Source organism: Citromicrobium bathyomarinum, from assembly GCF_038594485.1.
Taxonomy (GTDB): Bacteria; Pseudomonadota; Alphaproteobacteria; order Sphingomonadales; family Sphingomonadaceae; genus Alteriqipengyuania; species Alteriqipengyuania bathyomarina_A.
In genome coordinates this window covers 91,844-118,413 of sequence record NZ_JBCFZG010000006.1, presented here as the reverse complement: position 1 = coordinate 118,413, position 26,570 = coordinate 91,844, and the positions used below count along the sequence as shown (strand labels likewise).

The window sequence follows — 26,570 nt, the reverse complement described above, 5'->3', positions numbered from 1 at the left end:
GCTCAGGCCTCGGGGGACAAGTGTACGCTGCGCGCCGCCCCGGAGAAAACGCCGGCGTGCGCTTCGAGTTTACGCGCTGCTAACCATACCGCTTCATCACTTTCGAGCCTCTCATTGCGATAAGGCGACACATGTACGCGGGCGCGCAAGATTTAGAACAAGGGCAGGACTCTGTGCAGAACCCGCAAGCGGTCATCCCGCAGGAGGCGGAGCGTCGCCGCGTGGGCAAGCCGTCATTGCGCCAATTGGTGAACGCGCAAGCCGACGTCGACGAAGATGCTGAAGACGAAACGCCCCTCGTTCCTGCGCAATGGCCGATAATTGCCGCCGCGACGGTCGTATCGGTACTTGTTTGCGGCGCGATAGGCCATGTCGTACCTACGATCCCCGCAGTCGTGGCCTTCATCGCTGCATGTCTTCTGTTCATGATGTCTGGCCGGATTCGGCTACGGTTGAAAAAGCGAGCCCTGGCGATCGGAGCTTTCGCTCTCCTGCCCCACATGCTCGTCGGTTTTGCGTATTCCGATTGGATGCTGGAGGGTGGTCTGCCGGCCGGCCTTGGGCTCGCTGCCATTATCGTGTCGGGCAATCTCGCTGCGGTTTTCCTGTCCGGACGCCCCTTCACCTTTCTGCTGACGAAGTTGGGCCTTTGGGGGCCCCTCTCCGCGCAGGCGTTCCTGACCGGCGATATCATCGTTCTTGTCGCCTTCCTGCTCGCAACTTGCGGGGGAATCGCAATCGCGCTGTATCAGGAACGCTTCGGGCGGATGAGCGAGGAGGCGCGGCAGGCCGACGAACGTCTACGTAACCGCTCGATCGACATTATGCGCGATTACGAGGCGACGGGGCAGGGATGGTTCTGGGAAACCGATCATGCCGGACGGATCGCTTATATTTCTCAGGAATTCGCAGATCGCTACGGCCTGGATCACGATGGACTGATCGGCAAGGTCTTCACCGATGTCTTCGAAGTCGCCCCCGAAGAGCGCGATGCGGAGCGGACGATCAAGTTCCACTTTACGGCGCAATCCGCCTTTCACGACATGCCTGTGCCCGGGGTCGACATCGACGGTGAAGGCATGGTCTGGTGGGCCATCAACGGGCGGCCGATCTTCGACGGGTTCGACAATTTCTGCGGTTTCCGGGGATCGGGCACAGACCTGACCGAAAGGCGCCGGAGTGCCGAACGTGCATCGCGTCTGGCGATGTTCGACTCGCTCACCGGACTCGCCAACCGGCACTCGCTGTCGCAGATGCTCTCCAAGCTGCTGACCCATCGCGATCCGAATCGCCGCATCTGCACGATCCTGATGCTCGATCTGGACCGGTTCAAGCACGTCAACGATACCTACGGCCATCCAACCGGCGATGCCTTGTTGGTGCAGGTCGCACGAAGGCTCGAAAAGGTCGTCGGTGGGCTGGGCGTAGTGGGTCGCCTGGGGGGCGACGAGTTCAAGATCATCATTCCGCGCGAATGTCCGCAACAGCAGCTCGATCAGCTCGCTGGCGACATTATTCACGCCCTGTCGCAGCCCTATTCGATCGATGGCAAACGGATGGTGATCGGCGTTTCGATCGGGATCGCGACCTCCCCCGGCCATGGTAGTTGCAGTGAACGCTTGATCCGCAGTGCCGACCTTGCCCTTTACTCGGCAAAAGACGCCGGGCGCGGACGCTTTCGCATGTTCAGCTACGATCTCCACGCGGCGGCGCAGGAGCGTAACCAGCTGGAGGAAGAGCTGCGCAAGGCGGTCGATGACGGTAGCTTGCAGCTCTACTACCAGCCCGTGGTCGATACTCTCAGCGAGGAGATCAGCGGGTTCGAGGCGCTGTTGCGCTGGAATCACCCGACCCACGGCTGGATCAGCCCGGAGAAATTCGTTCCCGTAGCGGAAGACGCCGGATTGATCGTCGCGATCGGCGAATGGGCGATCCGCAAAGCTTGCGACGATCTGTCTCACTGGCCTGAAAAGGTGCGGTGCGCGGTAAACGTTTCGCCGCTGCAATTCGCAGATCCGCACCTGCCGGAAATGATCGCTCGCGCGATCGCCAAGGCGGAAATCGATCCGTCCCGCCTGGAGCTGGAAATCACCGAGAGCGTCTTCCTCGATGATGGCGAAAACACCGACGCCACTTTCGCTGCGCTCAAAAAGGTTGGCGTACGCCTTGCACTCGATGATTTCGGTACAGGCTATTCGTCGCTCGGCTATCTCAAGAACGCGCCGTTCGACAAGATCAAGATCGATCAGGGCTTCGTTCGCGGGGCCACGCTGCCGGGCAGCCGGAATGGCGCGATCATCGCGGCCATCAGCAGCCTTGCCTCTGCGTTGGGCATGGATACGACCGCCGAGGGGGTGGAGAACCTCGACGAACTGGACCTGATCCGCCGCCATGGGTGCAGCCACATCCAGGGGTACATCTATTCCAAGCCGCTCTCTTCGAAAGAAGCGTATGAACGACTGGAAGAGGGGCTGGCGATCAAGCCGACCGGTCCGCGCATGTCGCGCGAACCTCGCCAGGCGATGCTTCGCCGCGTCGTGCTCCAGCACGAGGAAGATTTCTACAACGGCACCATCCGCAATCTCTCCGCGCAGGGTGCGCTGATCGAGGGATTGTGGAACGTGCCCGAGGGTACTCGTTTCCGTATCGCCCTAAGCGAGAAGGTGGCGGTGAATGCCGAAGTGCGATGGTGTGTGGAGAACCGTATCGGAGTACGCTTCGCCGAAAGGTTAAAGCGCGACGATCGGGGCAAATTCGATCTCACCGCCCTGGCGCGCGACCCTGCGCAAAGGGATCAGGCCCAGCAGGCCCGCCGTTCGGCCTGAACTTACAGCAATTGCCGCTGTCCTAGACAAGACAGATAGTGCATTCCCTCAAACATGCTGACAGGCGCAGCGCGCGTGTCTATTGCGGCGCGGTAATGACTGACCTTTCCAAGATCCGCAATTTCAGCATCATCGCCCACATCGACCACGGCAAGTCCACGCTCGCCGACCGGCTGATCCAGCTCACCGGCGGGCTGACCGAGCGCGAGATGAGCGAGCAGCTGCTCGACAACATGGATATCGAGCGCGAGCGGGGCATCACCATCAAGGCGCAGACCGTGCGCCTCAGCTACACCGCCAATGATGGCAAGACGTACCAGCTCAACCTGATGGACACGCCCGGCCATGTCGACTTCGCCTACGAGGTCAGCCGCAGCCTCGCCGCGTGCGAGGGCGCGTTGCTGGTGGTCGACGCGGCGCAGGGGGTGGAGGCGCAGACGCTCGCCAATGTCTACCAGTCGATCGAGCATGACCACGAAATCCTGCCTGTTATCAACAAGATAGACCTGCCCGCTGCCGAGCCCGAAAGGGTCGCCGAGGAGATCGAGGAGATCGTCGGCATCCAGGCCACCGGCACCTGGCAGAACGGCGGCGCAGTGCTGACCAGCGCGAAGTCGGGCATCGGCGTGGAGGACGTCCTCGAAGCGATCGTCGCCCGCATCCCCCCGCCGACGGGCGACCGCGAAGCACCGCTGACCGCCAGCCTGGTCGACAGCTGGTACGACCCGTACCTCGGCGTCGTCATCCTCGTGCGCGTGATCGACGGCGTCCTGAAAAAGGGCCTCAACGTCAAGTTCATGCAGGGCGGCACGCAGCACCTGATCGACCGCGTCGGCGCCTTCACCCCCAAGCGCATCGACCTCGCGGAGATCGGCCCGGGCGAGATCGGCTTCATCACCGCGCAGATCAAGGAGGTGGAGCAGGCCCGCGTCGGCGACACGATCACCACGGTCAAGAACGGCGCCACCAAGGCGCTGCCCGGCTATCGCGAGCCGCAGCCGGTGGTGTTCTGCGGGCTGTTCCCCGTCGACGCCGCCGATTTCGACAAGCTGCGCGAGAGCATCGCGCGCCTGCGCCTCAACGATGCCAGCTTCACCTTCGAGACCGAAAGCTCCGCCGCGCTGGGCTTCGGCTTCCGCTGCGGCTTCCTCGGCCTGCTGCACCTCGAGATCATCCAGGAGCGCCTGAGCCGCGAATACGACCTCGACCTGATCACCACCGCGCCATCGGTCGTCTACCGCATCCACCTCGGCAAATCGAAGACCGAGGATGCCAAGGTGATCGAGCTTCACAATCCCGCCGACTATCCCGACCCCAACCGGATCGAGATGATCGAGGAACCGTGGATCAAGGCGGTGATCTACACGCCCGACGAATATCTGGGCAGCATCCTCAAGCTGTGTCAGGATCGGCGCGGCATCCAGACCGACCTCACCTACGTGGGTGGCCGCGCACAGGTGACCTACGAGCTGCCGCTGAACGAGGTGGTGTTCGACTTCTACGACCGGCTGAAGAGCATCAGCCGCGGCTATGCCAGCTTCGATTACGAGCAGATCGGCCTGCGCGAAGGCGACCTCGTGAAGATGAACATCCTCGTCAACAACGAGCCGGTCGACGCCCTGTCGCTGATCGTCCACCGCGGCGTGGCGGAGGAACGCGGCCGCGGCATGTGCGAACGCCTGAAAGACCTGATCCCGCGCCACCTGTTCAAGATCCCGATCCAGGCCGCGATCGGCGGCAAGGTGATCGCCCGCGAAACCATCGCCGCGCTGCGCAAGGACGTGACCGCCAAATGCTACGGCGGCGACATCAGCCGCAAGAAGAAGCTGCTGGAGAAGCAGAAGAAGGGCAAGGCCCGGATGAGGGAATACGGCAACGTCTCGATCCCTCAGGAAGCCTTCATCGCCGCGCTCCGTATGGGGGAGGAGTAACTCTCATTCTGAGGATGCGCGAGCGCCCTTTTCAAGATTGAAGTTGGCGTTCGACTCTAGACTTATAGCTAGATTCTCGTGATGGCGCAGTCACAATATCCAGGCGTCCGTGAACGTACCACGGTCCTTCTTCTCAACACGATATTCGCCTACGTCGTTTTTGTACTTATCTCTGGCCACCTCCTGCCAGATGGTGGAATTGAATCTGTATGGTTTGCCTGTGCGATCTCATATTGGTTTTTGAAGCTACTATCGGCGCCGTGGTTTATACCGCCAAGAGATGCCATTATTGCAGGCGTGGGATCATTACTAATTTTGGTGGCCTTGGAACTTGGCGCGGCCAAAGAGTTTCAGCTTGAGCTAGAGGTAATTAGGTCTGTCGCGGTCGTATTTGACCTTATCTTGATTGGGACGGCCGTAACGGCCCTTTTCTTGAACGACGGCGGAAAGCAAAGCCTGATAGGGAATCTCGCATTTCGATTGACCGGTATTTTCGGAGGCGGTGAGCTCCTGTTTTCTGCTCCAGCAGTCATAAGTGCAGTTGCTGCCTATCAGAATGACTTCGATAAGTTGGCTTGGCTTATAATTTTTTGGATTACCGTTGTAGTTGCGCAGCCAATCGAAAAAATCGCTTCTGTCGTTCGTATATATAGAAGCGAAAAGGGTCAATTAACATCGCATCAAGCAGTTGGGACAATAAGTCGCATCGATTATCCAAATATTGTTCGTGTCCGACTTTCTAGCGCTCGTTCTTGGATACCCAATAGACTTTTCACAGTGGCGATGCCTGATGAGACTCAGCAGTACGTCGTTTCGTTGTTCTCACAGACGCAAGGTTCCGAAGTTGTTGGTACTGGCCTCATCGTGGCGACAGCTCATGAGTCGATTGCGCTCGCAAGCGGCTTTGTTTGTAGTACTCACGATGAGGCGATGACCGCTGAGTTTCTGGGCAATCTAAGTGGTACGCCTGGGGCAATGCTTGTGGGCTTTGTCGTCGAGCAGTCGAACATCGCTACGATCACATTTGAAGTTTCTGCCAGCTCCGAGCTTAACGAAGGAGACGTTGTTTTTGCGCGATTGTCGGGAACCAGGGTATTTTACCAAATCGTTTCTGCAGAAACCTCTGAAGAAAATTTTGATCAGAACCCTCGTGGCACTCACCTAGTTAGGGCTACTCAGATCGGTGTTCATGATGAACAGTTGGGCTTCCGAAAATACCCTTGGTTACCGGCGATGAACACGCCGATATTTCTGTCGCGTGGCATAGAGTTTCCAAAGACCAAAACGACCGAGCGTGACATTCCGTTGGGCAGAGTTCCGACGGCAGGAATCGACGTTTACGCAAATATCGATGATCTCATCGAATACCATACGGCAGTCCTTGGCGTGACCGGCACCGGAAAGACCGAAGTCGCCCTTGAGATTGTGCGAGGCGCTGTAGGCTGCGGCGCGAAAGTCTTCTGCGTAGACTTCACGGGTGATTATAGGGCCCGCTTGGCCGATCTGAACCCTGTATTTCCCACGCCTGACTCGCGAAAGGCGAGGGCAATAGAAGGCTATCTGGCTACTATCGATGCATACGGGTTCAAGGCAGGTGACGAGAAGACGAAACTTGCGGCGATTCTTAGGGATGTCCGAAAGCAGACCGTTTCGGAAATTGATGAGTTTCTATCGAAAGAGGGTGGTGGGCTCGCGATTTTTGAGCTCGCTGAAATTTCGAACTCAAAGGCAGGCTTGAGACTCACGGAGATTTTCCTTTCGGCAATCATGACTTGGGCGAAGGATCATCGCGGACAGGAAAAAGTTCTAATTTGCCTCGAAGAAGCACACACGATCGTTCCTGAGGCGTTCGGCAGTGGGTTTGACGGTGAGACCAAGTGGGTAGTTGAGCGTATTGGGCAAATTGCGTTACAGGGTAGAAAATATGGAGTTGGTCTGCTGGTTATAACCCAGAGGACGGCTCTTGTTAGCAAAACGATCTTGTCACAATGTAATACGTTCCTTACGCATAATCTTATAGACCAAACGAGTCTGAATTTCCTCGAGAGTGTTTATAGTAGCCAGCACACACGAATTATTCCGAATTTAGGTCGCTTTGAGTTTCTGGCGTTTGGCAAGGCAATTCACTCTGAACGTCCAATCTTGCTCCGGAAGGATTTTGATCAATCTAAGCTCGATGCAAGTAAGGCCGTTCACGTGAGGTCGCGGCCTGCAGCTAAGGATGAAGCCGTAGCGAAAGACGGGGCCATTGGTGTGGGCGAAGTTAATAGCGAAGCAGTTTCACCACCACCAAATGGCGGAGCCTAATATAAGGAGTGGAGTGGCTTCTATGATCGCCATATTCCTGTCCCGCGCCGTTCCGCGTTTGCTGGCGCAAACGCTCCATGCGTCGCGTGACGTCGAACGGGTTCGGCTAGCGCCGCCCCGCCGGCCGGTGTTCGCGATGCGCGTTCCGCGCACCGGCTCCTAGCTTGTAGGTTGCTGCGCAACCTCCTGCGCTAGTCGCCTTCGCTCTCAGCATACCCCGGATGCTCCGGGTCCTCCCACCAGCGGTAGCCTGCGGCCTCGTCCTCGGCCTCGATGGCTTTGAACGCGTCGTAGGCCGCGCGGGCGCGGGGGCTCAGGGCGTTTAGCCACTTGTCGCGCGCGGCGTTCAGCTTCGCGTCGATCGCGTCGTACACGCGCTGCTCGCCGCCCTGCGCGCGCTCGCGCTCGTATTCTTCGCGCCATTGTTTCTTGAGCCGCTTCAGCTCCATCTGGCCGACCGCGTTGAGGCCCTTTGCGCGCCCCTCCGTGAACCGCTCGGGCGCGCGGTTGCGGAGCATGAACATCAGCAGGCGGTCGTTATAGGCGGTCCGCGTGCCGACCAGCTTGCCGTAGGAGTACACCGGCACGTCGACGCCGTTGAGCGCGCGGTCCATCGCGACATCCTCGATCCGCTGCACGCCGAGGTCGATCGCCGCCTGCCATGCGGCGCGAAAGCTCTCCGCGCCCCGCTGGCGGCGCAGGTAATAGGCGCCGGCCTGGCTCATGTTGACCGCCTTGCACGCGGCGTGGACGGAGCCGGTATCGGCGAGCGCTTCGATGAAGCGGCGCTGGCGATCCTCGGTCCAGCCATCGTGGCGGCTGGTCTGGCGGGGGACGGGGACGAAGTCGGGCAGTTCGCCGCCCTGTTCGATCACCTGCTGCACGGGCAGGCGTTCCTCCCGGTTGTCGGCGCGCCTAGTCATGGTGCGGGCTCATGCTCGGGGTCATGCGCGGGGTCCTCGCTTGCGAAAAGGGCCGCGGCATATGCCCCGGCCCCTATGCTGTAGGACAGCGAAACTTGGGCGATGGCTCGCCCGGGCCGCTAGGCGACCTTGCGCTGGGGGAGGCTGGTTTGCGGGATCACGCGGTCGACCGGGGGCGGGGCCGCCGTCTCCAGGTCCATCGCGTGCACCGCCCGGTCGCGCCCGCGCTGCTTCGCGGCATAGAGCGCCTTGTCCGCGCGGTGGTAGAGGTTGCGCCAGGCGGATTCGTCCTCCAGCGTGCCCTCGGCCACGCCGATGCTGATGGTGCAGTGCCCGCTGTGCGGCATCGCCGCCTCGCGGATCGTGCACAGCAGCTCGATCGCCTTGCCTGGCGGCAGCGCGTCGACCGGGCCGAGCAGCGCGAACTCCTCGCCCCCCAGCCGCGCCGCGCAGACATCCTCGCCCGCAGCCTCGCCGATCAGGCGGGCGACTTCCTGCAGGACGGTGTCGCCGACATCGTGGCCGTGCGTGTCGTTGATGACCTTGAAGCAGTCGATATCGATCAGGAGCAGGCGCGATTGCGCGGGCTGCGCGCCCAGCTTGCCCGCGAAGTCGAGCAGCGCGCGGCGGTTGATGAGGCCCGTGAGCGGATCGGTCAGGGCCAGCTGCTGGCTCTTGTGCTCGAGCATCAGCAGCTCGACCACCTGGCGGTGGTGCGCGGTGATCATGCGCCACTGGAACAGGCCCGCAACGCACAGGCTGACAGCCACGGCCATGTCGAGCGTCGATCCGGTCAGCAGCATCAGGATCGAGATCGCGCCGATGTCGACCACCAGATGAGTCGCCGCCGCGGCGCGGATGCTCGCCATGCAATATGCGGTGGCGAGCGCGCCCATCACCAGGATGACGGGGAAGTGCAGCCGCTCGCCCGGGTCCGCGGCGGACCAGCAGGCAACCGCCCAGCCGGTGCTGAGCAATGCGCCGAAGAGCGAGGAGGTCCAGCTCTGGACGATGAACCGCTCGGCGCGCCATGGCTTTTGCGGGAAGTGGTTGTCCTTGAAGAGATCGCGCAGCCCCATCAGGCAATAGAGCGCCATCAGCGTGGGCAGGCCCCAGCGCACGAACCATCCTGCAGCCTCGGGTGTGGCGAGCGCGGCGAAGGGGCACGTCAGCAGCAGCCCGACGAACAGCCAGCGCCCCTGCTTTTGCACCGTGGTTGCGCTGGCGACGACAAAATCGGTCCGCACCTCCGGCGGCAGGTCCGGAATCGCAGCCTTGCGCAGTAGAGTTTTCGCCCCGTCCATGCCGTCAAGATAGACGGAAAACGTCTAAGCAAATCTTAAACGGAGCGAGCGCGCGCGCCGCCATAAGGCCGGTATTAACCATTGTGACGGAGCGTTTCTGCGGATCTCAACCGCTATGCAAGCGGACCGCGTGGCCGCACGCAGTCCATGCGGGGCCGGGCATCATGCCCCGGCGCCGCATGTCCTTCGCAGGCGATTGCGGTCTGCGCCTCAGCCGCGCCGGGCCTTGTCCTGAAACACGGGGAAGTCGCTCGCATCGCCATAGTCGGCAATGGGCGCGCGGTTCTTCAGAGTTTCCATGTCCGCATCATTGATCTCGAAATCGACCGCAGCATTGCTGCGCATATGATCGAGTGTCTGCGTCTTGGGCAGCGGCAGCAGACCCAGTTGCAGGCAATAGCGGATGGCGAGCTGGGCGACGCTGGCGTCGTACCTTGCTGCCATCTCCTTCAGGTCGGCCTGGCCGAGAAGCTCGCCGTGGCCGATCGGCGAATACGCCTCGCAAAGCACACCCGCCTTCGTGGTATGCTCGATCAGCTTGAACGGCGTGTTGCTGATGTGGGTGAGAAACTGGTTCACAGCAGGCTTGACGGTTCCATGGTCGAGGATGTTGTCGAGATCGGCCTCCTCGAAATTGGACACGCCAATCGCGCGCAGCTTGCCAGCGTCCAGCGCGTCTTCGAGAGCACGCCAGGCGGCAAGGTTGCCTTCGAAGAAATGCTCGCCTTCCCGGAAATCCTGCCACGGCTGGGGGCTGTGGATGATCATCATGTCGATCATATCGAGGCCGAGCGTGTCGAGCGAACCGTCGATTGCTTCGCGCGCCTTGTCGTAATCCTTGATTTCCGCATGCAGCTTGGTCGTGACGAACAGGTCGTCGCGCGCCACGCCAGACGCGCGAATGCCTTCGCCCACGCCGCGTTCGTTGCCGTAGGCCTGGGCAGTGTCGATATGGCGATAGCCGGTGGCTATGCCCTGGCGAACCGCTTCTGCAGCCTTGTCGTCCTCGATCATCCAGGTGCCGAAACCGATCTTCGGGATCTCGACGCCGTTATTGAGGGTGTATGTCTCGTTCAAAATCATCAGGTCTTCTCTGTCTGTGTCCGAAGCGGGGGGGGAGGACGCGCGTCCTCAGGCTTCCGGCTTGCCCGTAACCGGTTCGCCGGCGAGATATTCCTCGTCGGTCACCTTCTCGAGCCAGGTGACGTTGGTGCCGTCCTTTGCTTCCTGAAGCGCGATGTGTGTCATGCCTTCGGTCGGCGTTGCACCATGCCAGTGAACCTTGTCGGGCGGGCACCACATGACGTCGCCTTCGTGGAATTCATACTTCTCGCCGCCCTTCACCTGCGTCCAGCCGGTGCCTTCGGTCACGATCAGCGTCTGGCCCAGCGGATGCTTGTGCCACGCGGTGCGCGCGCCGGGTTCGAATGTGACGATGGCGCCGGTCAGCCGTGAGGGGTCTTCGCGGTTGAAATTGCCCCGGATGGTGGCCTTGCCGGTGAAGTATTCTTCGGGCCCTTCGACTGATTGCTGATCTTCCTTGCGGGTAATTTCCATGTCGGGTTCTCCTGCTTCTTGCGCGAGCGCACCTGTCGCAGCCATCGCGGCGAGGGTGAGGGCGGCTGTCATCGTCCGTGCGGGCATGATGTGCTCCGTGGTGGTGAGGGGTTACCCTCCGTCCAGACTTTGCAAGATAAGGGCTCTGTGCGCCGGGATAAGCGCCACATGGCGCAACGAAGTGATGAATAATTTTCATCAATCGGCTAGGGCGGTGTCATGCAGATCAGCAAGAACGACCTCGGCGACTTCTCCTATTTCATAGCGATTGCCCGTCACCGAAGCTTCCGCAAGGCTTCGCTGGAGATCGGCGTAACACCGTCGGCGCTGAGCCACGCAATGACCGCGCTGGAAACCCGCCGCGATGTGCGATTGTTGAATAGAACCACGCGGAGCGTCACGCTAACCGCCGCCGGAGAGGATCTGCTTGCTGCAATCGAAGGGCCGATGCAGGCCATTGGCGAGGCGTCGCAATCGCTGGACCGCTTGCGCAACAATCCTGCGGGTCGCATCCGCATAAACGTGCTTGGCGATGCCGTGCCACTTTTGCTGGTGCCGGTAATCCCGACGTTCATTGAACGATACCCGGAAATCGAGCTCGACATCAGCGTCGACAATCGCCTGCTCGATATAACCGCCAAGGGGTACGACGCGGGCATACGATACGGCGGCACCGTGCCCGAAGATATGGTCGCGCGGTCATTGTCCGACGACATCCCGTGGGTCGCTGCGGCGGCACCGGACTACCTCGATCGCTTTGGTCGTCCATCTCACCCTGCCGACCTGAAACACCATCGTTGCATCGCGATCCGGTTGGGGAACGACCAGATCTACAAGTGGGAGTTCGAGCGGGCAGGCGAGGAGGTTGCCATAGAAACGCCGCGCCCGATGATCGTGGACGAAAGTAGCGCAGGGATAGGGCTCGCCCGCGCGGGGGCGGGAATCACCTACGGGGCGGAACCGGTGCTGCGCGAGTACGTGCGGCGCGGCGAACTGGAACTGGTGCTGGAAGACTGGGCGTCGATGGGCGAAGGCTTCCACGCCTATTACACCAGCCGTCGGCAAGTGCCGACCGCGCTGCGATTGCTGATCGACCTCATTCGCGAATTGAAGCCGCTACGGGCTGGCTAGGCGCAACAAAAAGGAGGCGAGCCGCACAGGCCCGCCCCCTTCAGTCTCTGGCTTTTGCAAAACCTTACGGCCGCGTCTGACCGGACCCATGAACAAGGTACTTGAAGCTGGTCAGCTGTTCGAGGCCGACCGGACCGCGTGCGTGCATCTTGCCCGTCGCGATGCCGATCTCCGCGCCCATCCCGAACTCGCCGCCATCGGCGAACTGGGTGGAGGCGTTGTGCATCAGGATCGCGGAATCGATGCTGGTCATGAACTTGCGCGCCGCGTCGTCGTCCTCGGTGATGATCGCGTCGGTGTGGTGGCTCGAATAGGTGTCGACCCAGTCGATCGCCTCGTCGAGGCCGTCGACCACCTTCACGCTCGCGATGGGGTCGAGATATTCGGTACCCCAGTCTTCGTCCGTCGCGGGCTTGATGCTCGGCGCGAGTGCGACGGCGGTTTCGTCGCCGCGCAGCTCGCAGTCGTCGCCGAAGATCGCCGCGATCTTGGGGATCGCCTGATCGGCCACCGCCTTGTCGACCACGATGCTCTCGGTCGCCCCGCACACGCCGGTGCGGCGCAGCTTGGCATTGCGGATGACCTCGGCTGCCTTGTCGAGGTCTGCCTTTTCATGGACATAGGTGTGGCAGTTGCCATCGAGGTGGAGCAGCGTGGGAACGCTCGCCTGGTCGCGCACCAGTTCGACGAGACCACGCCCGCCGCGCGGGATGACGAGGTCGACGAACTCGTCCGCCTTGAGAAGTTCGGCCACGGCAGCACGGTCGGTCGTGCCCACGGTCTGCACGGCGTGCTCGGGCAGGCCGGCGGCCTTGAGGCCTTCCTGCATGCAGCGCACGATGACCCGCGTCGAATTGCGGCTTTCCGAACCGCCGCGCAGGATCACCGCGTTACCCGACTTGAGGCACAGCGCCGAAGCGTCCGCGCCCACGTTGGGCCGCGATTCGTAAATCATGCCGATCACGCCGATGGGCACCGCGACACGTTCGATCTTCAACCCGTTGGGCCGGTCGAAGCTGGCGAGCTGACGGCCCACGGGGTCGGGCAGCTCTGCAATCTGTTCGAGCGCGGATGCCATCCCCTCGATCCGGTCGGGGGTAAGCTTAAGCCGGTCGATGAAGCTGTCGGGCTTCTTGCCCGCGACGCTTTCGACATCCTTGGCGTTGGCTTCGAGCAGCTCGTCCTGGTTGTCGCGCAGCGCCTTTGCGGCGGCGGTGAGCGCGGTGTTCTTGGCCTCGGTCGATGCGGTCAGCAGGCCCTTCGCGGCGGCGCGGGCGTTGCTGCCAAGCTCGTGAATATGGATCGCGGGATCGAGTGTCTGGTCGTTCATGGTGGTCCTCTTCGGATCGTTCTTATGGGTGGTGTTCAGTGTATAGACGGGCAAGCCGGGGCCCGGGTTCCGGGCCGATGCTAGCGCAGTTCGACCGCGCGCTTGTAGGCAGCATCCAGCGTCTCTTCGAACTTGCGTGACATCGCGCCATCGCCGTTGAGCGCGTCGAGCCCGGCGGCGGTGGTGCCGCCCTTGCTGGTGACCGAATTGCGTAGGTCTTCCAGCGACTTGTCGTCTTCTGCAATCGCCATCGCGATGGTACCTTCGAGCGTGCCGAGCACCAGCGCGCGGGCCTGTTCGTGCGAAAAGCCGATGCCTTCGGCCGCTGCGACATAGGCGCGCGCCAGTTCGAAGACATATCCGGGGCCCGAGCCTGCAACGGCGGTGACACGGTCGAGCTGGTCCTCGTCGTCGACTTCGACCACGGTGCCGGTGCGCTCCATCATCGTGGTTGCGTGGGTGCGCTGGTCGTCGGTGATGCCGGGGCCTGCGACGAGGCCGTTGGTCGCCTTGCCCACGAAAGCGGGCAGGTTGGGCATGATCCGGATGACCGGGGCGTCGCCCATGACCTTGGAGATGCGCGCGATCGACGCGCCCGCCGCCATCGAGACGACATAGCCGCCATCGGCCAGCACCGGCGCATAGTCGGGCAGGATGTCGTCGATCATCTGCGGTTTGATCGCGACGATGATCACATCGAAGCGCTGCTCGCCCAGATCGCCCTTCTCCTTGACAAGATTCACACCTTCGGGCGCACTCTCTAGGAAAGGATCGACAATAGAGAATTTCTCTTCACCCCTTTTCCAGTATTCGAGAAGGGCGCCGCCCATCTTTCCGCAGCCGATCAAAAGAATATTCTTGGAAATAGTCTTTCTCCATCACTTCCTGGTCTTGAGTAGGGAGGGATTGGCCTGATATGGCGCGCGTCCTCCGTGAGATTGCGTTTATTCTTTTATAACATAGCTGTGCAATTTTTCCAGTGGGTTGTGCAGCGCAGCACTGCACCCTATGTCGCCGCCACTGATTTGGCAGCCCGGGTGGATAGAATATGTCGCAAGCGAACACTGTCGTCGTCAAAATCGGCTCCACGCTGGTTGCCAACAGCGAACGCCTGACTCCCCGGTTCGGGTTCATCCAGCGCCTGCTGGAAGATGTCGCCAAGCTGCGCGAGCGCGGCACCAACGTGATCCTGTGCAGCTCCGGCGCGGTGGCGCTCGGCCTCAAGATCGTGGGTGAACGGCCCGAGACGGCCGGAGTCAGCGACAAGCAGGCCGCCGCCGCCTGCGGGATGCCGCTGCTGACCAATGCCTACAAGCAGATCGGCCACGAGTTCGATTTCGAGATCGCGCAGGTCCTCCTGACGCTCGGCGATTTCGAGGATCATCGCCGCTTCCTCAACACGCGCAACACCGTGCATCGTCTGCTCGAAGCGGGCGTGATGCCGATCATCAACGAAAACGATTCGATCACCACCGAGGAAATCCGCGTGGGCGACAACGATCGTCTGGCGGCCAAGGTCGCGCAGATGGTCGAGGCGAAGGACTTCATCATCCTGACCGAAGTCGATGGCCTGTTCGATCGCCACCCGGACGAGGAAGGGGCCGAGTTCATCGAGGAAGTGACCGATGTCGCGCCCTTCATGGAAGCGACCAAGGGCAAGAGCACGCTCGGCACGGGCGGCATGACGACCAAGCTGATGGCGGCGAACATCGCGCAGGAAGCGGGCGTCACCACCTATATCGCGCATGGCGAGGCGGACAATCCGCTCAGCTCCGTGCTCGATGGCGAGCGGCGCTGCACGCGCTTCCTGGCGCATGAATCGCCGGTGTCGGGATGGAAAAGCTGGATTGCCAACCGGCTGCAAATGGCGGGCAGCATCGGGATATCGAACGAGCTTGCGGACGACCTGGCGGATGGCGAACGGTCGATCCGCCGCGAGGATATCCTCTCGATCGACGGCGACTTCACGCGCGGCGATGTGCTCCATGTGTACGACCAGACGGGGCAGGAGCGCGCGCGCGGCCTGTCGGACTTTACGTCCGAAGAGCTGCGGGTGCTCGCGGTCAATCCGCACCTCGATGCCGAACAGCTGCTCGGTTACACGACCAAGGGCGATGTCATCCGGTCTAAGAACCTGGTCAGCCTGGAGGGGCGGCACCTGCTCTGGGAAGCGCCCGAGGGCAGCGAGATCGCCGGCCACGGAGAGCGGCCGAGCGCCTGATCGTCGCCGCGCAGGACGGCCGCTCAAATCGCCGCCCGTTTCACTTGGCGTTCATGGCACCCGGCGCTATACCGCCGGCCCATGAGCACAACTCGCAAAACCTTCCTCGCCGCAGCCGTCCTCGGCTCCCTTGCCACCGTGACCACGGGCTGTGCCGGGGGCAGCGGCGGTCCTCGCGATACGGCCTACGTCGCGCGCGATGTGGAAACGCTGTATTCGAGCGCGAAGGAACGGCTGGATGCGGGCAATGCGAAACTTGCCGCTGCGCTGTTCGACGAGGTCGAGCGTCAGCATCCCTATTCGCCCTGGGCCCGCCGCGCGCAGCTGATGAGCGCGTTCAGCTATTACGTCGCGCGCGATTACACAAAGTCGATCCAGAGCGCGCAGCGATTCCTGTCGATCCACCCGGGCAACAAGGATGCGCCTTACGCCTATTACCTGATCGCGCTCAGCTATTACGAGCAGATCAGCGACATTACCCGCGACCAGAAGACCACCGAGCTGGCGCTTGCCGCGCTGCGCGAGGTCGAACGGCGCTTCCCGCAGAGCGAGTATGCCTCCGACGCGCGGCTCAAGATCGACCTGGTGAACGATCACCTTGCCGGCAAAGAGATGGAAATCGGGCGCTTCTACGAACGATCGGGCAAGTGGACCGCCGCACAGATCCGCTTCCAGAACGTGATCGATACCTACCAGACGACCAGCCACGCCCCCGAAGCGCTGTATCGCCTCACCGAAACCAGCCTTGCCCTCGGCATTCCGCAGGAAGCCAAGAAGTACGCCGCCGTGCTGGGTGCAAACTATCCGGGCAGCAAATGGTACGAAAAGGCTTACGAGCTGGTGCAGGACAATGCGCCCGATACGCAGGTCGCCGTCGCAAAATAGCCCGCGCAAGGCGCCCGCAGGGGTGCTTTCGCCGCGTTTATGCACATCCACGAGCGGTAAGGCGCATGCCCGGCGGTGACGCGGGCGTGCGCGCACGCTAATCTGCGCTTTGCGATGCTGACCCAACTTGCCGTCCGCAATGTCGTTTTGATCGAAGCGCTCGATCTCGATTTCGGTCGAGGGCTGGGCGTGCTGACGGGCGAGACTGGTGCGGGCAAATCCATCCTGCTCGATGCGCTGGGCCTGGTCCTCGGCAACCGTGCCGAGACGAGCCTGGTGCGCAGCGGCGCGAAGCAGGCAAACGTTACCGCCAATTTCGAATTTGCGACCTTTCCGCCCGCGCTCTCCGAAGCGCTGGAGGACGCAGGGATCGAGATCGAGCCGGGCGAGCCGCTGATCCTGCGGCGGCAGGTGAAGGCGGACGGTGGATCGAAGGCCTTCGTCAACGACCAGTCGGCCAGCGTCGGCCTGCTGCGCAATCTCGCGCCGATCCTCGTCGAGCTGCATGGGCAGCATGACGATCGCGGGCTGGTCAATCCGCGCGGCCACCGGCAATTGCTGGACCGCTTCGCAGATGCCGACACCGCCAAGGTGGCGCGCAACTGGCGCGAATGGCGCCGCGCCGCCGAAGCGCTGGATGAAGCGCGCGAAGCGATCGACGCTGCCAGCGCGGAGCAGGACCTGCTGCTGGCGCATCTTGCCGAACTGATCGAGATCGAACCGCAGGCGGGCGAGGAAGCGCGCCTCGCCGAAGCGCGGGCCTCAATGCAGAAGGGAGAGCGTCTTTCGGGGGATCTCGAGGAACTGCGCCACATCTGGGAAGGCTCGGATTCGCCGCTGAGCGAGCTGCGCACCGCCGCGCGGCGGCTCGACCGGATTGCGGGCGAACACAAGCTGCTGGCCGAGGCGCTCGCCGCGCTCGATCGCGCGATCCTCGAAGGCACCGAGGCGGAGGAGAAGCTGGAAGAGGCCGCCGAGGCGCTGGTCCACGATCCCGCCGCGCTCGATGCTGCCGAGACACGCCTGTTCGACTTGCGCGCGCTTGCCCGCAAGCACCGCTGCGAAGTGGACGAGCTGCCGGGCAAGATGCGTGAATTGCGCGCCAAGCTCGATGCGATCGAAGGCGGCGAGGCGCAGCTCGACGCGCTGCGGCTGGCCGAGCGCGAGGCATACGATGCCTACGAGGGCGCGGCGACGCGCCTGCGCAAGGCGCGCAAGGCTGGTGCGAAGAAGCTGGACGCAGCCGTCGCAGCGGAGCTTGCGCCGCTCAAACTCGATGCCGCGCGCTTCCGCACCGATGTGCAGCCGCTGCCGCAGGAAAAATGGGGCGCAAGCGGGATGGATTCGGTCGAATTCCTGATCGCGACCAACCCCGGCGCGGATTTCGCGCCGCTCAACAAGATCGCCAGCGGCGGCGAACTCTCACGCTTCATCCTCGCGCTGAAGGTGGCCCTGGCCGAGCAGGGCGGGGCGGCAACGATGATCTTCGACGAGATCGACCGCGGCGTGGGCGGCGCGGTCGCCTCCGCCATCGGCGAACGTTTGGCCCGCCTTGCCAGCGACGGGCAGGTGCTGGTCGTGACCCACAGCCCGCAAGTCGCCGCCCGCGGCCGCGTCCACTACCGAATCGCCAAGGCGAGCAGCGGGCCCAAGGCGGGCAGCGTCACCAAGACCTCTATCGAATTGCTGGATGCGGAGGGGCGGCAGGAAGAGATCGCCCGGATGCTCTCAGGCGCGGAAGTGACGCCCGAGGCGCGCGCGCAGGCGGATCGGTTGCTGGAGGTCTAGCTTCCACGCCAAGCGGCATCCTGTCGGCGCGGAACCCTTGTCGCCTCGTTACAATTATACCGTCATGCCCCACGCGAATTTTCCCGCATGGCTACACACGCTCTCTGTCGTCTCGCTGCTGATCGCAGGGGCCTGTGCGTTGTGGATCGCCATCGACGTCGCTCGGCATCCGCAGAAGATGGCGGTGATGAATTTCGTCTGGCCGCTCGCGGCACTGTTTGGCAGCGTGCTGTGGGTGTGGCTCTACCGTGCGTTCGGCCGCCGCAAGGGGCGGGGGATCGACGCACCCGACGAAGAGCTGCCCTTCTGGGCATCGGTCGCGAAGGGGGCTTCGCATTGCGGGGCGGGGTGCACGCTGGGCGACATCATTGCCGAATGGTTGGTCTTTGCCCTGCCGCAGATCGCAGTGTGGTTCGGCTGGCACTCGCTGTTCGGCGAGAAGATCTTCGCGGTGTGGATCGTCGACTACATCGTCGCCTTCGTGCTCGGCATCGCCTTCCAGTATTTCACGATCAAGCCGATGCGCGATGTCTCTGTGGGCGCGGGGATCGGGCAGGCGATCAAGGCCGATTTCCTCTCCATCACATCGTGGCAGGTCGGCATGTATGGGCTGATGGGCCTGATCCAGTTCGCGTGGTTCAAGCCCGATTTCGGCGGCGTCGCCGAAGTCGCCACGCCAGAGTTCTGGTTCGCGATGCAATTGGCGATGCTCGCCGGGTTCTGCACCGCCTACCCGACGAACTGGTGGCTGATCCGCAAGGGCGTGAAGGAAGAAATGTGAGGCGGCAACGAACCGCCCGTCAGTTCTCGCCCCCACCCGTCGTATCGCGCAGGAACGCCACCATCTCGCGATAGCTTTGGCGCAGCGCATCGGCGTTGCCTTCGGGCGATCCGCCAAGATTGTCCAGCTTGTCGAAAGCCTCGTCATCCTCGCTCACCGGCGCGCCGAAGGCGTAGTGACCCGCGTCCGGAAAGGCGAGCAGGCGCGCGTCGTCCTTGCCCGCCTGCGCCGCTGCATCGGCGATTGCGCGGCCCATCTGGCACGATGGCCATACGATGTCCGATTCTCCGCATATCATGAGCACGGGCACGGCCACGTCGGTGATCGGGATCGTCGCTTCGGGGTGCTGCTTTTCGCGCGCTGCGATTTCGCGCCAGGTCTCGTCCATGTCGCCGCCCATCGTCTGGATACCGCCGAGGTCGAGGAACGGCAGTTCCTCCCCGCGCCAGCTCCAGGGGCTGCCGAACTGCTTCCACGGTTCGTCCCACGAAAAGCCGGGCCACACGGCGTTCCCCGGCATCCCGAGCACGATCGCCTTGATCGATTTGTCGCGGATGGCGAGCAGCTGCGTCGCCTCGGTCCCGCGCGACCAGCCAATCATCGCGGTGCGCGCCGGGTCGACCTCGGGCCGCGCGCGCAGCCAGGAAAGGCCGCGCTGGAAGGTTTCGAGCCGGATGTCTTCGAGCCGCTCGGGTTGGCCGGGGGCGCGCCAGTAGCTCTGGTGGAGGACCGAAAAGCCATCGTCCTGCAAGGCGAGTGCGAGGCGGGTCATGACGCTGCCGAGTCCGCCTTCGCTGCCGCCGATCAGCAGCACGCCGGGGCCGTTGCTCGCGCCCTTCGCCGGGTAGAAATTGCCGAGCACGTCGCCGGTATCGACCCGCTCGCCCTGCGCGGCGGTGGGCTCGACCATTTCGAGCGGCACAATCTGCGTCCACGGTTTCCAGACCCAGATGCCCGCCGCCGCCGCCAGCAGCAGCAACAGCATCACCAGGCAGCCGCAGCCGATCTTCCTTGCCAAACCCATGCCGATTCCCCCTTCGCCCCGAGCGCGACGATACTCGTGCCCAGCAATCGAGAAAATGGCTTCCGTAAACTCGCGACTGTGCCCTATCGACACGGGTGATGGCCGACCCTCAAAACCTCTCCGAAGACCTGTCCGAAGCGGACGCCGCGAACGAGCTGATGCGGCTCGCGCGCGAGATAAAGAAGCACAACCGGCTCTATCACGCCGAGGACGCGCCTGAGATTACCGATCAGGAATACGACGCGCTGGTTCGCCGGAACGAGGCGCTGGAGGCGGCATTCCCGCACCTGATCCGCGCCGATTCGCCGTCGAAGGGCGTGGGTCACGAGGTCGCCGCATCGCCGCTGTCCAAGGTCACCCACGCGGTGCGGATGATGAGCCTCGAAAATGCGTTCAACGCGGAGGAAGTCGGCGAGTGGGTCGCGCGCGTGCGGCGCTTCCTCGATCTGGATGCCGACACGCCGATCGCCTTCACCGCCGAGGACAAGATCGACGGTCTCTCCTGCTCGCTGCGTTACGAGGACGGCGAGCTGGTCCGCGCGGCGACCCGCGGCGACGGGCAGGTGGGCGAGGATGTGACGCCCAACGTGGCGCATATCGCGGATATTCCGCAGACGCTGAAGGGCGATCCGCCCGAAGTGTTCGAGGTGCGTGGCGAGGTCTACATGGAACGCGCCGCCTTTGCCGATCTCAACACGCGGCTGATGGACGAGGCGCGGGCGGCTGCGGAGGCGAAGGGCGAGGAATTCGACCCCGCGAAAGTCCGCCAGTTCGCAAATCCGCGCAACGCGGCTGCGGGATCGCTGCGGCAGAAGGACGCGAGCGTCACCGCGAAACGCCCCTTGCGCTTCTGGGCGCACGGCTGGGGCGAGGTGCAGGGCGATCTGCCGGGCGAAACGCAGTTCGACGTGATCCGCGCGATCGAGGCGTTCGGCCTGCCGGTCTCGCAGCTGTTCACCCGCGTCGAGGGGCTCGATGCGCTGCTCGCCCATTACGAGAGCATCGCCGCGCAACGCCCTGACTTGCCCTATGAAATCGACGGCGTGGTCTACAAGGTCGATCGCCACGACTGGCAGGAGCGGCTGGGTTTTGTCGCCAAGGCCCCGCGCTGGGCACTGGCGCACAAGTTCCCCGCCGAACGCGCCGAGACCACGCTGGAGGCGATCGACATTCAGGTCGGGCGTACGGGCAAGCTGACCCCCGTCGGGCGGCTCGCCCCGGTGCTGGTCGGCGGCGTGACGGTGACCAACGTGACGCTCCACAACCGCGACGAGATCGCGCGGCTCGGCCTGCGCGTCGGCGACCGGGTGCTGATCCAGCGCGCGGGCGATGTGATCCCGCAGGTGGTCGAGAACCTGACCCGCGAGGTCGAGCGCGAGCCTTATCACTTCCCCAGCAACTGCCCCGAATGCGGCAGCGAAGCCGTGGCGGAGGAAGGCGAGGTCGACGTGCGCTGCACCGGTGGCCTCATCTGCCCGGCGCAGCGGCTCGAACGCCTCAAGCACTTCGTCAGCCGCGGCGCGCTCGATATCGAGGGGCTTGGCGAGAAGACCATTGCGCAGTTCATCGAGCATGGCTGGCTGTCGAGCCCGGTCGACATCTTCCGCCTGCGCAAGCGGCGCGAGGATATCCTCGCGTTGGAGGGCTGGCAGGACAAGTCGGTGGATAACCTGTTGGCCGCGGTGGAAGACAAGCGCGCGCCCGATGCCGCGCGGCTACTGTTCGGGCTGGGTATCCGCCATGTCGGCGCGGTGACCGCGCGCGACCTGCTGAAAGGACTGGGCGATATTCGCAAGCTGCCGGGCAAGGCGGCACAGTTCCACGAGTACCGCAGCGAAAACCCGCAAGGGGCGGACGAAAAGGTCAGCCCGTTCAACACGCGCATGCTCGACGCGGTGCGCCGCATTTACGAAGTGCGCGCCGACGGGATCGGCACGGCTGTGGGCCACGCGCTCGCCGACTTCTTCCACGAAGAGCACAACCGGCAGGTGTGGGACGATCTGATCGGCACCGAGCCGGGGGCGGGCGAGGTCGACCCGCCGATCTACGAGGTCGAGACGGTCGAAAGCCCCGTCGCAGGCAAGACGGTCGTCTTCACCGGCAAGCTCGAAACGATGAGCCGCGACGAGGCCAAGGCGCAGGCCGAAAGGCTGGGTGCCAAGGCCGCAGGCAGCGTGTCGGCCAAGACCGATCTGCTGGTCGCCGGGCCGGGTGCAGGCAGCAAGATGAAAAAGGCGGAAGAGCTGGGCATCGAGATTATCGACGAGGCGGGCTGGGCGAAGATTGTCTCAGGTGCGGGCCAAGCGTAGGTCAGGAAGGTAAGTCAGTCTTCACGATCCCAATTGACCCGTATTCATCTGCGATATAGCTCTTTGCGGGGTCTTCCAACAAGGAAAACACGCATGCGTATGTACCATGTGGCGATCCTCTTAACGCTTTCGACCCTTGCAGCTCAGCCGATTTCGGCCCAGCCCACCGCGGAAGATATCTGCTTGACGCATTACTATGAACCGCAATTGCGCCTAAATGCGTGCACGCAGTTTCTGACCGACAAGAGTATATCGAAAATTCTTCGGATTCAGGCGCTCAACAGTCGTGCCTATGTCCGCATCAAGCTCAGTCAGGATGCAGTATCGGTCAGACGAACCCTAGCAGACTACGATGAGGCATTCGGTATCGCTGCCACTTTCGCAGAGCAGAAGTATCGCGACAAAGCACGGCTCATGGTCTTGCGGGAGCGCGTGAGTACGAATCGTCTCCTCGGCAATGATTCGGCTGCGGATGCGGACCGGGCCGAGATCGACGCCTTGAACGCAAAACTGAAGGCGGGCTGATCCGCGCTTCGGCCATTCCTTTCGAGCCGATGGGGTCTATATCCCCGCCATGCGCCCCCTGCTAATCTTCTTCTTCTGCGCCCTCGCGCTCGGTTCGCTGGCAACTTGTCATCTGACCGATGCGACAAGTGATACGTCGGGCGCGCCGACTTTCGAGGAGCGGATCGAGCAGGCAGCCGAAGACCTGACGGTCGAGCGGTCGCCGGAGGAGGAGTGGCTCGACGATCAGCTGTTCGCGCTCGGCACCGGGCTCGATGGCAAGGTGGGGATCGCGGTGTATGATCCGGCGCGCGGACGCATGGTCCATTTCAAGGGCACGAAACTCTACCCGCAGCAGAGCGTCAGCAAGCTGTGGGTCGCGCTGACCGCGCTCGACATGGCGGATCGCGGCACGCTCGATCTGGGTGAGACCGGCACGGTGCGGATGGGCGACCTCGCGGTGTTTCACAGTCCGATCCGCCAGAACGTGATCGCGCAGGGCAGCTTCTCCAGCAGCTATGCCGACTTCATCAAGCGTGCGCTGACCCAGAGCGATAACACCGCCAACGATACCGTGCTGCGCCGGGTCGGCGGGCCCGAGCAGGTTCGCAGCACGCTCGCGAAGAAGGGTTTCGCCGATATCCGCTTCGGCCCGGGCGAGCGGCCGATGCAGTCGCAGATTGCCGGGCTCGAATGGCGTCAGCCCTACGCGCTGGGCGATACGTTTTTCGAGGTGCGCAAGGGCGTGCCGCAAGATGTGCGCAAGGCCGCCTTCGACGCATATGTTGACGACCCGGTGGACGGCGCGACGCCCGTGGCGATTGCCTCGGCGCTCGCGCAGCTGAAGGAGGGCGAACTGCTCTCGCCCGCGAATACCGCGCGCTTCCTAGGCTGGCTGGGCGAGGTCAAGAGCGGCCCCAACCGGTTGAAGGGCGGGCTGCCCGAAGGGTGGAGCATCGCGCACAAGACGGGCACGGGGCAGGTGCTCGACATCGTGCCGCAGGGCACGCCGGCCGATCAGGCAGGCTACAATGATGTCGGCATCCTCACCGCGCCCGATGGGAGCATCTACACCGTCGCGGTGATGATCGGGCGGACGCATGTGCCGGTGCCCGAACGGATGGAGATGATGCACGGCGTCGTGCGGGCGATCGCGGGCTATCATCATATGGCCAGCGGGCCGGGTGCGAACGAGAAAGACCCAGGCCCCTCGAAAAAATCTGCCGAGCCTGTCGAAACGCGCGCACCGGCGGCGTCTCAGGTGTAGAGTACCGCCACAGGGGCGGTGCCGAACCGGAGGACGGGCGATGCAATACATGCTGCTGATTCACGAAGACGAGAGCACCTATGCGGGTGCGGATGGCGAGGCGGTGCTTGCGGCCACGCTGGCGGGCCATATGAAGCTGATGGAAGAGCTGGGTGCGGCGGGCGTCGCCTTCAGCGGAGAGCGGCTGCGCGAGGCGCAGACCGCAACCACGATCCGTTACGAAAACGGCGGCGAGGGCACGCTGCACGACGGCCCCTTCGCCGAAACGCACGAGGAACTGGGCGGCTTCTACCTGATCGAGGCGCAGGACCATGACGATGCGGTCCGCTGGGCGCGGATGATCCCGATCCCCGGCAACGGGGCGGTCGAAATTCGTCCGGTCTGGCAGGACTAGCCCTGGGCGGTCTGGGCGTTCTGGCTGATGCGCTTGCGGCTGCGCGACCCCGGGTCGTCGCAGCCCTTGCCGCGCAGTTCCGCGATCTCGACCTCGCCGAAGACGCGTTTGCGGCGGCGTGCGAGGCGGCCCTGCGCGAGGAAACGCCGATCCGCGATCCGGCGGCGTGGGCTTACGTCGCCGCGCGGCGGCGCGCGCTCGATGCGCGGCGCAAGGCGGAGCGGGAGGCGCGGGCGATCGCCAGCCAGCCCGAGGTGGACGGCATGGGCGATGTGATTGCCTTCCCCGAGCCGATCCCCGACGAACGGCTGCGGCTGCTCTTCATCTGCTGCCATCCCGCGCTCGCGCTGGAGGCGCGGATTGCGCTGGCCTTGCGGACGATCTGCGGTGTCTCGGTCCTGAGGATTGCGCGCGCCTTTCTGGTCAGCGAGGCGGCGATGTATCAGCGGATCACGCGTGCGAAGACGAAGATAAAGGCAGCGAAAATCCCGTTCGAGACGCCGCCTCCGGGCGAATGGGCGGAGCGTGTGGGTGCGGTGCTCGAAACGCTCGAAACCGCGCTGGGCATTGCCTACCGCGATGCCGGCGGTGGAGGCGACACCGAAGGTCTTGCCCCGGAGGTCGAGCGGCTGGCGGAGCTTCTCGCCGAGTTGATGCCGGAGGAGGCGGAGGCACTCGGATTGCTGGCGGTGGTCTCCGTTGTTCGCTCGCGCGAGAACGCGCGGCTGGACGACAAAGGTTCGATGGTGCCGCTGACCGAACAGGATGTTGCGCGGTGGGATGCGGTGAGGATCGAGGCGGGGCGCAGGGCGCTCGACCGGGCGACCGCGTTGCGCACACCCGGACCGATGCAGACTCTCGCCGCGATTCACCTGACCCATGCGATGCGCTTGCACCATCGATCGGCCGACTGGCGCACGATCCTGCGCCTCTACGACATGCTGCTGGCGATGCGGCCCACACCCGTGGTCGCGATCAATCGCGCGGTGGCGCTATCTCGCGCGCACTCGCCCGAGGATGGGCTGGCAGCAATGGACGAACTCGATGCAAAGACGCTGGCCGATTTCCTGCCGTTTCATGCGGCACGCGCCGACATGCTGGCGCGGGCTGGGCGGGGCGAGCAGGCGCGCGCCGCCTATGATGCGGCGCTAGCGCTTGAGCCGGAGCCTGCCGAGGCGCGCTTTCTTGCCGCACAGCGCGACGCGCTCACGGCTTAGGCCGGGGCGGCTCCACCCGCCGATTCCTTCTCCCGCATCGCTTTGCGCGTGCGTGCGGTCACCTTGCGGAATTCCTCACGGTAGCGCGGGTGCTCGGTGCCCATCCAGCGATCCCACCAGGTGAAGTAGAGCCCGAAATTGGTGTTGCCCGAGCTGTGGTGCAGATCGTGATGCGTGGTCGTGTTCCACCAGCCGACCCAGCGATTGTCGACCCAGCCCGCCGGGTACAGCTCTACGCCGAGGTGCCCGATCACGTTGCGGACGATCATGTGCCACAGGAACAGGAACACCGCGAGGCCGGTCATCGCGAAGCCCATCGTGCTGGTCGCCAGCATGAACAGCGGGATGAACAGCGCCTCGGTCACGGCCTCCCAACTGGAAAAGCTGTACGCGGTCCAGGGGGTCGGAGTGCGCGACTTGTGATGGTGCAGGTGCGTCGTGCGGAACAGGCGCCTGTGGTGCAGTGCGCGGTGCATCCAGTAGAAATAGGCGTCGTGCGCGACGATCATCAGCACCAACTGCCAGGCGACGGTGACGATCGTGAAAGTTTCGATCTTGAGCTTGACCAGCCCGACCTCGCGCAGGGCCAGCGTGAGGAAGGTGGTCAGCGCGAAGATGAACGAGGTGTGCAGCGAAGAGGCGATTTCGCGCGTATAATCCTTGCGCGCCGCGCGGCGGTTCTGGATCCGCTTGCGCTGCGCCCAGCTGCGAAACACGAGCAGCGCGATGGTGAAAAGCCCTGCCGCCACGAAGTACCGCTGCATATCGAAATAGATCACCCGCATCATGCGGTCGGCGAAAAGGTCGAATGCGGCGGGCAGATCGATCATGAGGTTATTGACATTAATGCAAGCAGCGCGCGCCGTCATGCA

Annotated in this window: 22 protein-coding genes; 13 read left to right on the top strand and 9 right to left on the bottom strand. The window is 63.3% G+C overall.

The annotated features are described in order from the left end of the window. Positions 1-173: 173 nt before the first annotated feature. From AAG591_RS11755 to AAG591_RS11745, 3 genes are all read left to right on the top strand, one after another. Positions 174-2,825, top strand: coding sequence for an EAL domain-containing protein (locus AAG591_RS11755; RefSeq protein ID WP_342531509.1), 2,652 nt, complete (start codon positions 174-176; stop codon positions 2,823-2,825). Positions 2,826-2,920: 95 nt separating this feature from the next. Then, positions 2,921-4,756: a translation elongation factor 4 gene (gene lepA, locus AAG591_RS11750; RefSeq protein WP_342531508.1), complete on the top strand. Its 1,836-nt coding sequence runs from the start codon at positions 2,921-2,923 to the stop codon at positions 4,754-4,756. 81 nt (positions 4,757-4,837) lie between these two features. Further along, positions 4,838-7,063, top strand: coding sequence for an ATP-binding protein (locus tag AAG591_RS11745; protein ID WP_342531664.1), 2,226 nt, complete (start codon positions 4,838-4,840; stop codon positions 7,061-7,063). A gap of 191 nt (positions 7,064-7,254) precedes the next feature. On the opposite strand, the gene AAG591_RS11740 is transcribed toward AAG591_RS11745, so the two are convergent. The 4 genes from AAG591_RS11740 to AAG591_RS11725 form a co-directional block, all read right to left on the bottom strand. Then, positions 7,255-7,986, bottom strand: coding sequence for a hypothetical protein (locus tag AAG591_RS11740; RefSeq protein WP_342531507.1), 732 nt, complete (start codon positions 7,984-7,986; stop codon positions 7,255-7,257). Positions 7,987-8,105: 119 nt separating this feature from the next. Further along, positions 8,106-9,290 (bottom strand): GGDEF domain-containing protein, encoded by a 1,185-nt coding sequence (locus tag AAG591_RS11735; protein WP_342531505.1) that lies wholly within the window; start codon positions 9,288-9,290, stop codon positions 8,106-8,108. A gap of 210 nt (positions 9,291-9,500) precedes the next feature. Next, positions 9,501-10,367 (bottom strand): aldo/keto reductase, encoded by an 867-nt coding sequence (locus tag AAG591_RS11730; protein WP_342531504.1) that lies wholly within the window; start codon positions 10,365-10,367, stop codon positions 9,501-9,503. A gap of 54 nt (positions 10,368-10,421) precedes the next feature. After that, positions 10,422-10,919 carry a (R)-mandelonitrile lyase gene (locus AAG591_RS11725; protein ID WP_342531503.1) on the bottom strand — a complete coding sequence of 166 codons (498 nt, stop codon included), beginning with the start codon at positions 10,917-10,919 and terminating at the stop codon, positions 10,422-10,424. Between the two features lie 147 nt (positions 10,920-11,066). Between AAG591_RS11725 and AAG591_RS11720 the strand changes: the two genes are divergently transcribed. Further along, positions 11,067-11,978 carry a LysR family transcriptional regulator gene (locus tag AAG591_RS11720; RefSeq protein WP_342531502.1) on the top strand — a complete coding sequence of 304 codons (912 nt, stop codon included), beginning with the start codon at positions 11,067-11,069 and terminating at the stop codon, positions 11,976-11,978. Between the two features lie 64 nt (positions 11,979-12,042). Here the strand turns inward: AAG591_RS11720 and AAG591_RS11715 are convergent, their stop codons facing one another. Both AAG591_RS11715 and AAG591_RS11710 read right to left on the bottom strand, forming a co-directional pair. Next, complete coding sequence (locus AAG591_RS11715; RefSeq protein ID WP_342531501.1) at positions 12,043-13,308, bottom strand: glutamate-5-semialdehyde dehydrogenase; 1,266 nt, start codon at positions 13,306-13,308, stop codon at positions 12,043-12,045. Positions 13,309-13,388: 80 nt separating this feature from the next. Beyond that, entirely contained in the window at positions 13,389-14,156 is a 768-nt protein-coding gene (locus tag AAG591_RS11710) for a pyrroline-5-carboxylate reductase family protein (protein WP_342531500.1), read from the bottom strand. Between the two features lie 200 nt (positions 14,157-14,356). On the opposite strand from AAG591_RS11710, the gene proB reads away from it, so the two are divergent. From proB to AAG591_RS11690, 4 genes are all read left to right on the top strand, one after another. Beyond that, a complete protein-coding gene (gene proB / locus AAG591_RS11705; protein WP_342531499.1) occupies positions 14,357-15,529 on the top strand; it encodes a glutamate 5-kinase in 1,173 nt (390 codons plus the stop codon). 81 nt (positions 15,530-15,610) lie between these two features. After that, a complete protein-coding gene (locus AAG591_RS11700) occupies positions 15,611-16,414 on the top strand; it encodes an outer membrane protein assembly factor BamD (RefSeq protein WP_342531498.1) in 804 nt (267 codons plus the stop codon). Between the two features lie 114 nt (positions 16,415-16,528). Beyond that, on the top strand, positions 16,529-18,202 hold the full coding sequence (recN, locus tag AAG591_RS11695) for a DNA repair protein RecN (RefSeq protein WP_342531497.1): 1,674 nt from the start codon (positions 16,529-16,531) through the stop codon (positions 18,200-18,202). Between the two features lie 64 nt (positions 18,203-18,266). After that, positions 18,267-18,983: a DUF4396 domain-containing protein gene (locus tag AAG591_RS11690; protein ID WP_342531496.1), complete on the top strand. Its 717-nt coding sequence runs from the start codon at positions 18,267-18,269 to the stop codon at positions 18,981-18,983. A gap of 19 nt (positions 18,984-19,002) precedes the next feature. Here AAG591_RS11690 and AAG591_RS11685 read toward each other — a convergent pair whose 3' ends face one another. Next, a complete protein-coding gene (locus tag AAG591_RS11685) occupies positions 19,003-20,007 on the bottom strand; it encodes an acyl-CoA thioester hydrolase/BAAT C-terminal domain-containing protein (protein ID WP_342531495.1) in 1,005 nt (334 codons plus the stop codon). Between the two features lie 98 nt (positions 20,008-20,105). Here AAG591_RS11685 and ligA point away from each other — a divergent pair, with 98 nt between their 5' ends. The 4 genes from ligA (at position 20,106) to AAG591_RS11665 (ending at position 24,481) form a co-directional block, all read left to right on the top strand. Further along, positions 20,106-22,316, top strand: a complete 2,211-nt coding sequence (ligA, locus tag AAG591_RS11680; RefSeq protein ID WP_342531493.1) for an NAD-dependent DNA ligase LigA — start codon at positions 20,106-20,108, stop codon at positions 22,314-22,316. 93 nt (positions 22,317-22,409) lie between these two features. Beyond that, on the top strand, positions 22,410-22,841 hold the full coding sequence (locus tag AAG591_RS11675) for a hypothetical protein (protein WP_342531492.1): 432 nt from the start codon (positions 22,410-22,412) through the stop codon (positions 22,839-22,841). Positions 22,842-22,890: 49 nt separating this feature from the next. Then, a complete protein-coding gene (locus AAG591_RS11670) occupies positions 22,891-24,087 on the top strand; it encodes a serine hydrolase (protein ID WP_342531491.1) in 1,197 nt (398 codons plus the stop codon). Between the two features lie 40 nt (positions 24,088-24,127). Beyond that, complete coding sequence (locus AAG591_RS11665) at positions 24,128-24,481, top strand: YciI family protein (protein WP_342531489.1); 354 nt, start codon at positions 24,128-24,130, stop codon at positions 24,479-24,481. On the opposite strand, the gene AAG591_RS11660 is transcribed toward AAG591_RS11665, so the two are convergent. Then, positions 24,478-24,816, bottom strand: coding sequence for a hypothetical protein (locus AAG591_RS11660; protein ID WP_342531487.1), 339 nt, complete (start codon positions 24,814-24,816; stop codon positions 24,478-24,480). The two genes, AAG591_RS11665 and AAG591_RS11660, sit on opposite strands and share 4 nt — an antisense overlap. On the opposite strand from AAG591_RS11660, the gene AAG591_RS11655 reads away from it, so the two are divergent. After that, positions 24,745-25,698 carry an RNA polymerase sigma factor gene (locus AAG591_RS11655; protein WP_342531486.1) on the top strand — a complete coding sequence of 318 codons (954 nt, stop codon included), beginning with the start codon at positions 24,745-24,747 and terminating at the stop codon, positions 25,696-25,698. The two genes, AAG591_RS11660 and AAG591_RS11655, sit on opposite strands and share 72 nt — an antisense overlap. Here AAG591_RS11655 and AAG591_RS11650 read toward each other — a convergent pair. Next, positions 25,695-26,528 carry a sterol desaturase family protein gene (locus tag AAG591_RS11650; RefSeq protein WP_342531485.1) on the bottom strand — a complete coding sequence of 278 codons (834 nt, stop codon included), beginning with the start codon at positions 26,526-26,528 and terminating at the stop codon, positions 25,695-25,697. The two genes, AAG591_RS11655 and AAG591_RS11650, sit on opposite strands and share 4 nt — an antisense overlap. Positions 26,529-26,570: the final 42 nt, after the last annotated feature.